At 70.6% G+C, this 13,200-nt stretch carries 11 protein-coding genes; 7 read left to right on the forward strand and 4 right to left on the reverse strand.

Features of this window, described 5'->3' with window-relative positions:
• Positions 1–110: 110 nt before the first annotated feature.
• The 3 genes from AC1PLR_RS05760 to AC1PLR_RS05770 form a co-directional block, all read right to left on the reverse strand.
• A complete protein-coding gene (locus tag AC1PLR_RS05760; RefSeq protein WP_481103536.1) occupies positions 111–1,106 on the reverse strand; it encodes a FecR family protein in 996 nt (331 codons plus the stop codon).
• 65 nt (positions 1,107–1,171) lie between these two features.
• Positions 1,172–1,696: an RNA polymerase sigma factor gene (locus AC1PLR_RS05765; RefSeq protein WP_209029497.1), complete on the reverse strand. Its 525-nt coding sequence runs from the start codon at positions 1,694–1,696 to the stop codon at positions 1,172–1,174.
• A 312-nt stretch (positions 1,697–2,008) separates the two neighbouring features.
• Positions 2,009–3,733, reverse strand: a complete 1,725-nt coding sequence (locus AC1PLR_RS05770; protein WP_481102945.1) for an IlvD/Edd family dehydratase — start codon at positions 3,731–3,733, stop codon at positions 2,009–2,011.
• 173 nt (positions 3,734–3,906) lie between these two features.
• On the opposite strand from AC1PLR_RS05770, the gene AC1PLR_RS05775 reads away from it, so the two are divergent.
• The gene (locus AC1PLR_RS05775) at positions 3,907–4,704 is read left to right on the forward strand and encodes an SDR family NAD(P)-dependent oxidoreductase (protein ID WP_267095909.1); all 798 of its coding nucleotides are present in this window, start codon (positions 3,907–3,909) and stop codon (positions 4,702–4,704) included.
• 182 nt (positions 4,705–4,886) lie between these two features.
• On the opposite strand, the gene AC1PLR_RS05780 is transcribed toward AC1PLR_RS05775, so the two are convergent.
• The gene (locus AC1PLR_RS05780) at positions 4,887–5,858 is read right to left on the reverse strand and encodes a LysR substrate-binding domain-containing protein (RefSeq protein ID WP_371181296.1); all 972 of its coding nucleotides are present in this window, start codon (positions 5,856–5,858) and stop codon (positions 4,887–4,889) included.
• Positions 5,859–6,010: 152 nt separating this feature from the next.
• On the opposite strand from AC1PLR_RS05780, the gene araD1 reads away from it, so the two are divergent.
• The 6 genes from araD1 (at position 6,011) to yjfF (ending at position 13,162) form a co-directional block, all read left to right on the forward strand.
• Complete coding sequence (gene araD1 / locus AC1PLR_RS05785) at positions 6,011–7,018, forward strand: AraD1 family protein (protein WP_481102946.1); 1,008 nt, start codon at positions 6,011–6,013, stop codon at positions 7,016–7,018.
• 18 nt (positions 7,019–7,036) lie between these two features.
• Entirely contained in the window at positions 7,037–8,476 is a 1,440-nt protein-coding gene (locus tag AC1PLR_RS05790) for an aldehyde dehydrogenase family protein (RefSeq protein WP_481102947.1), read from the forward strand.
• 97 nt (positions 8,477–8,573) lie between these two features.
• Positions 8,574–9,566: an ABC transporter substrate-binding protein gene (locus AC1PLR_RS05795; protein WP_267084573.1), complete on the forward strand. Its 993-nt coding sequence runs from the start codon at positions 8,574–8,576 to the stop codon at positions 9,564–9,566.
• 10 nt (positions 9,567–9,576) lie between these two features.
• Entirely contained in the window at positions 9,577–11,088 is a 1,512-nt protein-coding gene (locus AC1PLR_RS05800; RefSeq protein WP_481102948.1) for a sugar ABC transporter ATP-binding protein, read from the forward strand.
• Entirely contained in the window at positions 11,085–12,140 is a 1,056-nt protein-coding gene (locus AC1PLR_RS05805; RefSeq protein WP_481102949.1) for an ABC transporter permease, read from the forward strand. The genes AC1PLR_RS05800 and AC1PLR_RS05805 overlap by 4 nt, the downstream gene beginning before the upstream one ends.
• Positions 12,137–13,162 (forward strand): galactofuranose ABC transporter, permease protein YjfF, encoded by a 1,026-nt coding sequence (gene yjfF, locus AC1PLR_RS05810; RefSeq protein ID WP_481102950.1) that lies wholly within the window; start codon positions 12,137–12,139, stop codon positions 13,160–13,162. Before AC1PLR_RS05805 ends, yjfF begins: the two co-directional genes overlap by 4 nt.
• The last annotated feature ends 38 nt before the right edge of the window (positions 13,163–13,200 follow it).

The following is a 13,200-nucleotide window of genomic DNA, read 5'->3' on the forward strand; positions in this document are numbered from 1 at the left end:
CGCACGGATGCGCGTGCACGATGCGTGTGACGTGTTGATGGCACGACGGCGTACCGACCCAGGTCTGGACGATGCGTGCGATGTGCATCGCGCGCGACGTGCTTGTCGCGCTACTGCAGGTGCGTCTGGATGGGCGCGCGGCTGCGTACGTGGATGCCGTCGGCGCTGGTGCGCACCTGCAATGTCGGCTGCGCATCGAGGAACGCGCGCAATGCGGCGACGTCGTCGCCGCGCAGGTTGCCGGTCAGCCGCATCGCCCCGGCATCGGCATCGTCGATCAGCAGGCGGGTGCGGTTGAGCCGGTTGAAATCCTCGGCGACATTGGCCAGCGGTTCGTCGCGGAACACGATGCGGTGTTGCCACCACGCGTGCATGGCGGCGACATCCTCGTTGCCCAGTTCGACCCGGCCGTCGGCGGTGTCGATGCGTGCGCTCTGGCCGGCACCGAGATCGGCCAGCATCGGCTGCTGCGGCCGATCCTCGCGCCACACCTGTACGCGTCCGGACGACACCTCGATGCGCGCCTGGTCGGGGTGCAGGGCGATGTCGAAGGTGGTGCCGATGTCCTGCACGCGCAGGCCGCCGGCCTGCACCTGCAGCGGGCGGCGGTCGGCCGCAACCACGAAGCTGGCCTGGCCCTGCAGCAACTGCAGCGTGCGACTCCACGGGGTCAGTGTGGCGCGCACCCGGGTCTGCGCGTTGAGCCGCACCACGCTGCCGTCGGCCAGTTGCACGCTGCGCTGTTCGCCGAGCGCGGTGCGGTAGGTCTGGGTGCGCGGCCAGGCCCAGCCGACCAGGACCGCCATCGCGCAGACCGCGGCGGCCGCGGCCAGGCGCCAGCGCGATGCGGCGTGGGCGCGCGCCGCGCGCACCGGTGCTGCCGCTGGCGCGCGCCGCGGCACGGGCAGGACGATCACGTTGCCGCTCGCGGCACCATCGGCGGCGTCGCTGGCGAGCAAGGCGTCCACGTCCAGGTCCATGCCGCGCAGCGCCTCGCCGAGGTCGCCGGCCACGCGCTGCATCGCCAGATACTCGCGCAGGTGCTGCGGCGAGGCGGTCAGCCAGTCCAGCAACTGCTGTTCCTGTTGCGCATCCAGTGGCTGCATGCGTTGCAAGGCATGCCAGTGTGCGGCATCGGCGATGGCGCTGCGCGAGGAGAAGGCGCTGTCGTTCACCAGCGGTCTCCGCTGTCGGCCAGCGCGCGTCGGCAGGCCGACAGGCCGCGCACCACGTGTTTCTTGACCATGTGCGGCGACACGCCCATGCGTTCGGCGATCTGCTTGTAGCTCAGCCCGTCGCGGTATTGCATCACCAGCACCGCACGGGTGCGCGCGGGCAGGTCGGCGAGCAGGGCCTGCAACTGCTGCTGGCGCTGCCGGCGGTGTGCGCTGTCTTCCACGTCGTCTCCCGCCGCCAGCAATTGCGAGAACTGTTCCATCTCGTCGATGCGCAGCGGCGCCTGGCGGCGACGCGCGGCCTGTTCGCGCGCCAGGTTCTGCGCGACCGTGTACAGATAGGCTTCGGGATTGGCGATGGCCTCGCCCTGTTGCCGATGCGCGCGCAGCAACCGCAGATAGGTCTCCTGCACCATGTCCTCGGCGTCCTCGCGTGCGCCGCGGCGCACGAAGAAGCCGCGCAGCACCGGGCCGTGTTCGGCGAACATGCGCGCCCATGTGCGTTTGGGGTGAGCCGCCACCGCGCCTGCCTTGTCCCTGGGGTGCCGGGCAGGCTAGAAGCTGCAGATGACGGTTCGGTGACGTGGGGTGCGATGCTTCGGGAAGAAGGCGGTGTTCGCCACTTCCTGTGGGAGTCGCCTGTCATGCAGTGGCGACGCGCGACGTGGTGCGCTTTCCGATGGCGCAATGCGTCGGGACTGAAGTCCCTCCCACAGTGCACACGGCCGGCTTGCTGTAGGAGCGGCTTCAGCCGCGATGGGCTCTACCGGTAGCGCCTGTCGCAGCTGAAGCCGCTCCTACGAAAGCAAGGTGGATGCATCTGGCCGCGTCCGCTAATGCGAATCGCGCGCCACCGCGTCGCCGCTGCCGCCGACCAGGAAGTCCAGGTCGGCGCCCAGATGCGCCTGCTGCACGTGCTCCACGTAGAGCTTGCTCCAGCCGCGCGTCGGCGCCGGTGGCGGGGTCCATTCGCTGCGTCGGCGCAGCAGTTCCTCGTCGCTGACTTCCAGGTGCAGCGCGCGGCCGGGGACGTCGAGTTCGATGATGTCGCCGTCGCGCACCAGCGCCAGGGTGCCGCCGGCGGCGGCCTCCGGCGAGGCGTGCAGCACCACGGTGCCGTAGGCGGTGCCGCTCATGCGCGCGTCGGAGATGCGCACCATGTCGGTGACGCCGGCGCGCAGCAGCTTCGGCGGCAGCGGCATGTTGCCGACCTCGGCCATGCCCGGGTAGCCGCGCGGACCGCAATGCTTGAGCACCATGATGCAGTCGGCGTCGATGTCCAGCGCCTCGTCGTCGATGCGCGCTTTGAAGTCCTCGATGCTCTCGAACACCACCGCGCGCCCGCGGTGCCGCAGCAGGTGCGGCGAGGCGGCCGAGGGCTTGATCACCGCACCGTCCGGCGCCAGGTTGCCGCGCAACACGGCGATGCCGGCCTCCGCGCGCACCGGCGCGTCCAGCGGGTGGATCACCTCGCGGTTCCAGCACGGCGCCTGCGCCACGTTCTCGCCCAGGGTGCGGCCGTTGACGGTGCGCGCGTCCAGCGCCAGTTCGCTGCCGAGTTCGCGCATCACCGCCGGCAGCCCGCCGGCATAGTAGAAGTCTTCCATCAGGTACTGGCCGGACGGTTTGAGATTGACCAGGCACGGCAGCCGCGAGCCCAGCCGGTCCCAGTCGTCCAGTTGCAGCGGCACGCCCACGCGGCCGGCCAGGGCGAGCAGGTGCAGCACCGCGTTGGTGGAGCCGCCGATCGCCGCATTGACCTTGATCGCGTTGGCGAAGGCGTCGGCGCTGAGGATCTGCGACATGCGCAGGTCCTCTTCCACCATCTGCACGATGCGCCGGCCGCTGAGCCGCGCCAGCCGCGCGCGGCGCGCGTCCACTGCCGGGATCGCCGCGTTCTCCGGCAGCGACATGCCCAGCGCCTCGACCATGCTGGCCATGGTCGAGGCGGTGCCCATGGTCATGCAGCTGCCCTTGGAGCGCTGCATGCAGGCCTCGGCCTCGACGAAATCGTCCTGGCTCAGGGTGCCAGCGCGGACCATCTCCGACATCTCGATCACGCCGGTGCCCGAGCCCAGTGGCTGCCCGCGCCAGTTGCCCGACAGCGACGGCCCGCCGGACACGCCGATGGTCGGCAGGTCCACGCTGGCCGCGCCCATCAGCAAGGACGGGGTGGTCTTGTCGCAGCCCATCAGCAGCACCACCCCGTCCAGCGGATTGGCGCGGATCGATTCCTCCACGTCCATGCTGGCGAGGTTGCGGAACAGCATCGCGGTGGGGCGCATCTGCGTCTCGCCCAGCGACATCACCGGGAACTCCAGCGGGAACCCGCCGGCCTCGTACACGCCGCGTTTGACGTGTTCGGCCAGTTCGCGCAGGTGGCCGTTGCACGGGGTCAGTTCCGACCAGGTGTTGCAGATGCCGATCACCGGGCGGCCATCGAACATGTCGTGCGGATGGCCGGCGCTCTTGAGCCAGCTGCGGTAGTAGAAGCCCTGCTTGCCTTCGCGCCCGAACCACGCCTGGCTGCGGCGCGGCGGTTTGCTGGGTGAGCCCATGTCGGCGGATTCCTCGAGTCCAGGACGCCGGGATCCGCTTGTGCGCAAGCCGCCCCCGGATGCTTTACGCCGGGGATGCTAGCGGGCATATTGATACGTGAAAAATAGCAAATATCTCCGAATGGATATTTGTTTTCATATATCGAAATCCTATCCACCTAGAGCGAAACGGCATGGACAACTCGGCAAGCGCAGCGCCTTCCTCCCTCGGCAACGCAACCTACGGCAGCCTGCACGGGCGCCGCGTCTTCATCACCGGCGGCGGCTCCGGCATCGGCGCGGCGCTGGTCGAGGCCTTCGCCGCGCAGGGCGCGCAGGTGGCCTTCGTGGACGTCGCGGCCGAGGCCAGCGCCGCGCTGGCCGAGCGGCTAGCCGCGTCCGGCCTGACCGCGCCGTGGTGGCGTCGCTGCGACGTCACCGACGTGGCCGCGCTGCAGGCGGCGATCGGCGACGCGGCGGCCGAGCTGGGCGACTTCCACGTGCTCCTCAACAACGTCGGCAGCGACGACCGCCACGCGCTCGACGCGGTGACCCCGGAGTACTGGGAGCGCTGCGTGTCGATCAACCAGCGTGCGGCGTTCTTCGCCATCCAGGCGGTGGTGCCGGGCATGCAGCGGCTGGGCGGCGGTTCCATCGTCAACCTCGGCTCCACCGGCTGGCAGAGCAAGACCGGCGGCTACCCGGTGTACGCCACCGCCAAGTCCTCGGTGAACGGCCTGACCCGCGGCCTGGCCCGCGACCTGGGCGCGGCGCGGATCCGCATCAACGTGCTGACCCCGGGCTGGGTGATGACCGAACGCCAGGTCACCCTGTGGCTGGACGAGGCCGGCGAGCGCGAACTGGCGCGCAACCAGTGCCTGCCGGACAAGGTGATGCCGGAGGACATTGCACGCATGGCGCTGTTCCTGGCCTCGGACGAGGCGCGCGCGATCACCGCCCAGGAGTTCGTGGTGGACGGCGGCTGGACCTGAGTGGTGCGGGATTCGGGCACCGCGCGTCGCGGCTGAAGCCGCTCCCACAAAAGCCGCGCGCCGGGAACGGCGGCGGTGTTGTGGGAGGGACTTCAGTCCCGATGCGATCGGCTGCCCCTGGCAGTGGCAGGTGCGTCACGCAGTGCGTGTCGCGGCTGAAGCCGCTCCTACGGCAGACGCAATCAGTCGTCCGTCGACAGCGACGGTGCAGCGACACCGTAGACGGTGGTCGCCGCCTCCTGCAGCGCCTGCAGCACGATCCGCGCGCCCGGCGACAGCAGCCAGTCGCGGCGGGTGATCAGGCCGAAAGCGTCCATGCGGCAGGACAGCGCCACCGGCACGATCGCCACGCTGCCGTGGTCGGCGAAATGCCGGGCCACGTCCTCCGGTACCACCGCCAGCGCGTCGCCATGCCGCAGCAGTTGCGGCAGCACCACCAGCGCAGAGGTCTCGATCACCCGCTTGGGCGCTTCCAGCCCGGCGTTCTGGAACATCAGTTCGAAGCGGTGGCGCAGCACGCTGCCGTCCGGCGGCACGATCCACGGCGTCTCGGCCAGCACCGCCAGCGTCGGCACCGGCCCCGCCAGCAGCGGATGGCCCGGGCGGGCGATGGCGCAGACCTTTTCCTCGGCCAGCGCCTGGTAGTGCAAGTGGCGCTTGTCGTGCCGCGCGAACAGCCGCGCCACCACGATGTCCAGTTTGTTCTGCGCCAGGTGCTCCAGCAGCACGTCGCTGCCGTCCACGCGCAGGCTCACCCGCAGCAGCGGATGCTGCGCGCCGACCTGAGCCAGCGCCGACGGCAGCAGGCTCATCGCCGGGCCGGCGATCGCGCCGACGCCGACGCTACCGGCATAGCCGGCCTTCAGCGCCTCGATCTCCGCGCCGGCCTCGCCGAGGCTGGCCAGGGCGATGCGCGCGTGGCGGATCATCGCCTCGCCGTACCAGGTGGCGCGCATGCCGCGCGGCAGGCGCTCGAACAGCGGCACCGCCAGCATGTCCTCCAGGTCCTTGAGCAGCTTGGAGGCGGCCGGCTGCGACATGTTCAAGGTCTCGGCGGCGCGGTGGATGTTGCCTTCCTCCTCGATCGCCAGCAGCAGCATCAACTGCCGGGTCTTCAGGCGGGCGCGGACGAACCAGGGCGGGGCAGCGGGCATGGCGCTCAGAGCGATATGAATGTTCGTATACGTTAAGCCAAAACCGATATTTGTTGCATATAGGTCGTCCGGCCAGAATAGGTCGGGCGCATCGCGCCACGCGTGTCCCGCGTCGCCCGCTGCGCGTCCGCATTCCGACAGGCGACCGATGCATGCGATTGATCCAGTTGCTCGATGACGCCGGCACGCCCGGCGTCGGTGTGGTGGAAGACGACGGCCGCCAGGTGCGGCTGCTGCGCGAGGTGGCGTCCACCTATGCGCTGGCCAACGCGGCGCTGGCCGCCGGCGCCAGCCTGGAGGCGCAGGCGCAGCAACTGCGCGGCGAGCGCGTGCTCGACTACGCCGCGCTATTGGCCGCCGGTCGGGTGCTGCCGCCGTTGACCCATCCGGACCCGGCGCATTGCCGCGTCACCGGCACCGGCCTGACCCACCTGGGCAGCGCCGCCACCCGCGATGCCATGCACCAGAACCTGCAGCAGCAGGCGGCGCAGGGCACGCTCACCGATTCGATGAAGATCTTCCAGCTCGGCGTGGACGGCGGCATCCCGCGCGACGATCAGCCCGGCGCGCAGCCGGAATGGTTCTACAAGGGCGACGGCAGCAGCCTGGTCGCGCCGGGTGCGCCGCTGCCGTCGCCGGACTTCGCCCTGGACGGCGGCGAGGAGCCGGAACTGGTCGGGCTGTACGTGATCGGCGCCGACGGTGTGCCGTACCGGCTCGGCTTCGCGCTGGGCAACGAGTTCTCCGACCACGTCACCGAGCGCCAGAACTACCTGTACTTGGCGCATTCCAAGCTGCGCGCCTGCGCGGTCGGCCCGGAGCTGCGCTGCGGCGCGTTGCCGCGCGACCTGCGCGGGCACAGCCGCATCCGCCGCGGTGATGCAGTGATCTGGGAGAAACCCTTCGTCACCGGCGAGGCCAACATGTGCCACTCGCTGGCCAATCTCGAGTACCACCATTTCAAGTACGCCGCGCACCGCGTGCCCGGCGACGTGCACCTGCATTTCTTCGGCACCGCCACGCTGAGCTTCGCCGACGGCGTGCAGGCGCAGCCCGGCGACCGCTTCGAGATCGAACTGGCCGAGTTCGGCGCGGCGCTGGTCAATCCCTTGCAGCGCGTCGACAGCGGATTCGCCCTGGGCGGCGTGCGCGCGCTGTAGAACCGCACGGAGGTAGGCATGACCCGACGTTTCCAGAGCTACATCGACGGCCGCTGGGTGGCCGGCGACGACCTCGCCCCCGACGAGAATCCGTCCGACCTGTCGGCACCGGTCGGCGAAGCCGGCAGCCTCGACACGGCCGCGGTGCGCGAGGCGATCGCCGCGGCCAACGCGGCGCAGTCGGCGTGGGCCGCGAGCACCCCGCAGCAGCGTGCCGACGCGCTGGACGCGGTCGGCAGCGAGATCCTGGCGCGCAAGCAGGAACTGGGCGCGCTGCTGGCCTCGGAAGAGGGCAAGACCTTGCCGGAGAGCATCGGCGAGGCGGCGCGCGCCGGGCAGATCTTCAAGTTCTTCGCCGGCGAGGCGCTGCGCATTCCCGGCGAGACGCTGGCCTCCACCCGGCCCGGGGTCAACGTCGAGATCACCCGCGAGCCGGTCGGCACCGTCGGCATCATCGCGCCGTGGAATTTCCCGCTGGCGATCCCGGCGTGGAAGATCGCGCCGGCACTGGCCTATGGCAACACGGTGGTGTTCAAGCCGGCGGAGATCGTGCCGGGCTGCGCCTGGGCGCTGGCCGAGATCCTCAGCCGCGCCGGCCTGCCAAACGGCGCGTTCAACCTGGTGCTCGGCAGCGGCAGCACGGTCGGCCAGGCGCTGGTCGGCGAGCGCGGCATCGATGCGCTGAGCTTCACCGGCTCGGTGCCGACCGGCAACCGGCTGCTCAAGCAGGCCGCCGAGCGCGGGCTGAAGATCCAGTTGGAGATGGGCGGCAAGAATCCGCTGGTGGTGCTGGCCGATGCCGACCTGGACCTGGCGGCGGAGATCGCGGTCAACGGCGCGTATTTCTCCACCGGCCAGCGCTGCACCGCGTCGAGCCGGCTGATCGTCGAACGCGCGGTGCACGACGACTTCGTCGCGCGCGTGCGCACGCGCCTGGCCGCGCTGAAGATCGGCCATGCGCTGGAGCCGGGCGTGGACATCGGCCCGGTCGCCAGCGCCAGCCAGTTCGACCAGGACCGCGACTACCTGCGCATCGCCCGCGAGGAGGGCGCCGAACTGCTCTACGGCGGCGAGGCGCTGGAGTGCGCGCACCGCGGCTACTACCTGCGCCCGGCGCTGGTGGCCGCGCAGCCGCAGCACCGCATCGCCCGCGAGGAGGTGTTCGGCCCGGTCGCCGCGGTGCTGGTGGCCGACGACTACGAACACGCGCTGGCCCTGGCCAACGACACCGAATTCGGCCTGTGCGCCGGCATCGCCACGCGCTCGCTGAAGCACGCCACGCATTTCAAGCGGCACGCGCAAGCGGGCATGGTGATGGTCAACCTGCCCACCGCCGGCGTCGACCCGCATGTCCCGTTCGGCGGACGCAAGGCCTCCAGCTACGGCCCGCGCGAGCAGGGCCGGTATGCGGTGGAGTTCTACACCACGGTCAAGACGGCTTACACATCCGCACCATGAACTGATCGAATCAGCGCACGCCGGCCTGGGAGGGTGGGCGGCGCGGCGCGGCCTCCGGGCCCGTCCGCCGCCAGCGTGCCATCAACGAGGAGGGGCTATGCACAAGCACACGTCGGGAATGCGGGCGCTGGGAATCGCGGCACTGCTGGGGATGGCGCTGGCCGCCTGTTCCGGCGGCGGCAAGGACGCCGGCAAGGCGCACGGGCAACTCACCGTCGGTTTCAGCCAGGTCGGCGCCGAGAGCGAATGGCGCACCGCCAACACCGCCTCGATCAAGCAGGCCGTCGCCGATGCCGGCATGACGCTGAAGTTCTCCGACGCGCAGCAGAAGCAGGAGAACCAGATCAAGGCGCTGCGCTCGTTCATCGCCCAGCGCGTGGACGTGATCGCGTTTTCGCCGGTGGTGGAGTCGGGCTGGGAGACGGTGCTGCGCGAGGCCAAGGCCGCGAAGATCCCGGTGGTGCTGACCGACCGCGCGGTGAAGGTGTCCGACGACAGCCTCTACGTGACCCTGATCGGTTCGGATTTCGTCGAGGAAGGACGCAAGGCGGCGCGCTGGCTGGTCGAGCGTTCGCCGCTGAAGGACGGCGACAAGCCGGTGCGCATCGTCGAACTGCAGGGCACCGTCGGCTCGGCGCCGGCGATCGATCGCATGAAGGGCTTCAAGGAGATCCTGGCGGCGCATCCGCGCTTCCAGATCGTGCGCTCGCAGAGCGGCGACTTCACCCGCGCCAAGGGCAAGGAAGTGATGGAGGCGTTCCTGAAGTCGGAGGGACGCAACATCGACGTGCTCTACGCGCACAACGACGACATGGCGATCGGGGCGATCCAGGCGATCGAGGAAGCCGGGCTGAAGCCGGGCAAGGACATCCTGGTGATTTCGGTGGACGGGGTGAAGGGCGCGTTCGAGGCGATGCAGGCCGGCAAGCTCAACGTCACCGTCGAATGCAATCCGCTGCTGGGGCCGCAACTGGTGCAGGCCATCCGTGATCTCAAGGCCGGCAAGCCGCTGCCCAAGCGCATCGTGGTGGAGGAATCGGTGTACACCCAGGACCAGGCCGCGGCCGAACTGCCCAAGCGCAAATACTGAGGCCGCGCGCATGCATCCGCTGGTGCTGGAGGCGCAGGGACTGAGCAAGGCCTACGCTGGCGTGGCTGCGCTGGAGGACGTGGCGTTGCGCCTGCGCGGCGGCGAGATCCATGCGTTGATGGGCCAGAACGGCGCCGGCAAGTCGACCCTGATCAAGCTGCTCACCGGCGTGACCGCCGCCGACGCCGGGCGTATCGCGCTGGACGGTGCAGTGGTGGCGCCGGCGTCGCCGCAGCAGGCGCAACGGCTCGGCATCAGCACCGTGTACCAGGAAGTGAACCTGTGCCCGAACCTGTCGGTGGCCGAGAACCTGTTCGCCGGCCGCTACCCGCTGCGCGGCTGGCTGCGGCGCATCGACTGGCGCCGGGTCGAGCGCGAGGCCGAGGCCGGCCTGCAGCGTCTGGGCATCGCCATCGACGTGCGGCGCGCGCTGGGCAGCTATCCGGTGGCGGTGCAGCAGATGGTGGCGATCGCGCGCGCGGTCGGCGTGTCGGCGCGGGTGCTGATCCTGGACGAACCCACGTCCAGCCTCGACGAAGGCGAGGTGGCCGAACTGTTCCGGGTGATGCGCGCGCTGCGCGATGGCGGCATGGCGATCCTGTTCGTCACCCACTTCCTGGACCAGGTGTACGCGGTGGCCGACCGCATCAGCGTGCTGCGCAACGGCCGCCTGGTCGGCGAATACACGCCGGCGGAATTGCGGGCGCCGCAACTGGTCGCGGCGATGGTCGGGCGCGCGCTCGACCCGGCCAGCGCCGCGGCCGCCGCGGTGCGCGCGGCCGCGCCCGAGGACACGGCGCCGCTGCTGCAGGCGCAGGGCCTTGGACGGCGCGGCCAGTTGCAGCCGGTCGACCTGCAACTGCGTCAAGGCCAGGTGCTTGGCCTGGCCGGCCTGCTCGGCGCCGGCCGCACCGAACTGGCGCGGTTGCTGTTCGGGCTGGACCGTGCCGATCGCGGCCGCGTGGCGATCGACGGCCGCGACGTGGCGCTGCGCGGCCCGCCCGACGCGATCGTCCACGGCCTGGCGCTGTGCCCGGAAGAACGCAAGACCGAGGGCATCGTCGCCGAACTGTCGGTACGCGAGAACATCGTGCTGGCGCTGCAGGCGCGCATGGGCCTGCGCCGGTTCCTGGCGCCGGCCGAACAGCTGCGCATCGCGCAGGGCTACGTGGACGTGCTGGGCATCAAGACCGCCAGCTTGGAGACGCCGGTGGGGCTGCTGTCCGGCGGCAACCAGCAGAAGGTGGTGCTGGCGCGCTGGCTGGCGACGCGGCCGCGGCTGCTGATCCTGGACGAACCCACCCGCGGCATCGACATCGCCGCCAAGCAGGAAATCATGACCCGGATCCTGGCCCTGGCCCGCGAGGGCATGGCGGTGCTGTTCATCTCCGCCGAGGTCGCCGAGATCGCGCGCATCGCCGACCGCATCGCGGTGCTGCGCGAACGCCGGCTGGTCGGCGAGCTGCCGGGCGGCTGCGGCGAGCGCGCGATCTTCGAGCTGATCGCCGGGAGCGCGGCATGAGCGCCGCCGCCGCCCCCGAGACCACCGTGGCGCGCTGGCCGGCACGGCTGCGCACGCACCCGCTGTTCTGGCCGCTGGCCACGCTGGCCGTGTTGCTGCTCGGCAACGGCCTGTTCGATCCGGGCTTCCTGAGCCTGCAATGGCGCGACGGCCACCTGTACGGCAACCTGGTCGACATCGGCAACCGCGCCGCGCCGCTGGCGCTGGTGGCGATGGGCATGACCCTGGTGATCGCGGTACGCGGCCTGGACATCTCGGTCGGCGCGGTGGTGGCGATCGCCGCGACGGTGGCGGCGTGGATGATCGGCGGCGGCGAACACAGCCGCTTCCCGCTGTGGGCGGTGCTGCTGGCACCGCTGCTGGTGGCGGCGCTGTGCGGGCTGTGGAACGGGCTGCTGGTGGTCAAGGTCGGCATGCAGCCGATCATCGCCACGCTGATCCTGATGGTGGCCGGGCGCGGCATCGCGCAGTTGATCGGCGACGGGCAGATCCTGACCATCTACTACCCGCCGTACTTCTATCTCGGCAACGGCTTCCTGCTCGGCCTGCCGTTCGCGCTGTTCGTGGTCGCGGCGGTGTTCGCGGCGTTGCAACTGCTGCTCGGGCGCACCGCGCTGGGGCTGTTCCTGCGCGCGATCGGCCACAACCCGCGCGCGGCGCGGGTGGCGGGCGTGCGTGCGCGGCTGATCGCGGTGCTGCTGTACGTGTTCTGCGCGTTCAGCGCCGGCCTGGCCGGGTTGCTGATCAGCTCCAACGTCAAGAGCGCCGACGCCAACAACGCCGGGCAGTTGATGGAACTGGACGCGATCCTCGCGGTCACCCTCGGCGGCACGCTGCTCGATGGCGGCCGCTTCAGCCTCGCCGGCAGCGTGATCGGCGCGCTGATCATCCAGACCCTGACCGCGACCATCTACGCCTTCGGCGTGCCGGCGCAGGTGACCATGCTGATCAAGGCGTTGCTGGTGTTCGCGGTGATGCTGCTGCAATCGCCGCGCTTCCGCGCCAACCTGCGCGGCTGGATCCGGCGGCCGCCGCCGCAGGTGCGGCCATGAGCGCGGCGGCTCCACGCCTGGTTGGGTCCGGCCTGCGCAAGGCGGCGGGCATGCTGCAGGGCGCGCGCCTGCCGCTGGCGATCACCGTGGCGCTGTTTGTGGCCATGCTCGTGGCCGGCGGGGTGCTCTACGACGGCTTCCTGGCGCCGCAGGTGCTGGCCAATCTGCTGATCGACAATGCCTTCCTGTGCATCGCCGCGGTGGGCATGAGCCTGGTGATCCTCAGCGGCGGCATCGACCTGTCGGTGGGTGCGGTGCTGGCGTTCACCACCGTGCTGTCGGCATCGCTGGTCGAGCGCCATGGTTGGTCGCCGCTGGCGGCGATCCCGCTGGTGCTGCTGCTCGGCAGCGTCTTCGGTGCGTTCATGGGCCTGCTGATCCAGCGCTACCGCCTGCAGCCGTTCGTGGTGACCCTGGCCGGCATGTTCCTGGCGCGTGGCGCCAGTTACCTGATCAGCGTCGATTCGATCCCGATCACCGACCCGCTGTACACCGCGATCGCGCAGGCGCGGCTGCCGCTGGGCGGCGACGCGTCGCTGTCGGTCGGTGCGTTGATCGCGCTGGCGATGGTGGCGCTGGGCATGTGGCTGACCCAATGCACCCGCTTCGGCCGCTGCGTGTACGCGCTTGGCGGCAGCGAGGCCTCGGCGCGGCTGATGGGCCTGCCGGTGGAGGCGACCCAGGTGCGCGTCTACGCCTTCAGCGGCTTCTGCTCGGCGCTGGCCGGGGTGGTGTGCACGTTCTACATGCTGTCCGGCTACAGCCTGCATGCGCAGGGTCTGGAACTGGACGCCATCGCCGCGGTGGTGATCGGCGGCACGCTGCTGGCCGGCGGCAGCGGCTACGTGATCGGTACCCTGTTCGGCGTGCTGATCCTGGGCGCGATCCAGACCCTGATCGTGTTCGACGGCACGCTCAGTTCGTGGTGGACGCGCATCGTGATCGGCGGCCTGTTGCTGCTGTTCTGCCTGCTGCAGCGGCTGCTGACCCGGCGCCTGCCGGCGGCGGATGCGGTTGCCTGACCCAGGCCGCTGCGTGGCACCCGCGCGCCCGCGCGCGC

The organism is Xanthomonas sp. NCPPB 3570, from assembly GCF_056725115.1.

Coding starts and splice junctions, on each gene's coding strand:
- yjfF (WP_481102950.1), top strand. CDS start 12,137: ATGAGCGCGGCGGCTCCACGCCTGGTTGGGTCCGGCCTGCGCAAGGCG.
- AC1PLR_RS05795 (WP_267084573.1), top strand. CDS start 8,574: ATGCACAAGCACACGTCGGGAATGCGGGCGCTGGGAATCGCGGCACTG.
- AC1PLR_RS05775 (WP_267095909.1), top strand. CDS start 3,907: ATGGACAACTCGGCAAGCGCAGCGCCTTCCTCCCTCGGCAACGCAACC.
- AC1PLR_RS05800 (WP_481102948.1), top strand. CDS start 9,577: ATGCATCCGCTGGTGCTGGAGGCGCAGGGACTGAGCAAGGCCTACGCT.
- AC1PLR_RS05790 (WP_481102947.1), top strand. CDS start 7,037: ATGACCCGACGTTTCCAGAGCTACATCGACGGCCGCTGGGTGGCCGGC.
- AC1PLR_RS05760 (WP_481103536.1), bottom strand. CDS start 1,106: ATGCAGCCACTGGATGCGCAACAGGAACAGCAGTTGCTGGACTGGCTG.
- AC1PLR_RS05770 (WP_481102945.1), bottom strand. CDS start 3,733: ATGGGCTCACCCAGCAAACCGCCGCGCCGCAGCCAGGCGTGGTTCGGG.
- AC1PLR_RS05805 (WP_481102949.1), top strand. CDS start 11,085: ATGAGCGCCGCCGCCGCCCCCGAGACCACCGTGGCGCGCTGGCCGGCA.
- AC1PLR_RS05780 (WP_371181296.1), bottom strand. CDS start 5,858: ATGCCCGCTGCCCCGCCCTGGTTCGTCCGCGCCCGCCTGAAGACCCGG.
- araD1 (WP_481102946.1), top strand. CDS start 6,011: ATGCGATTGATCCAGTTGCTCGATGACGCCGGCACGCCCGGCGTCGGT.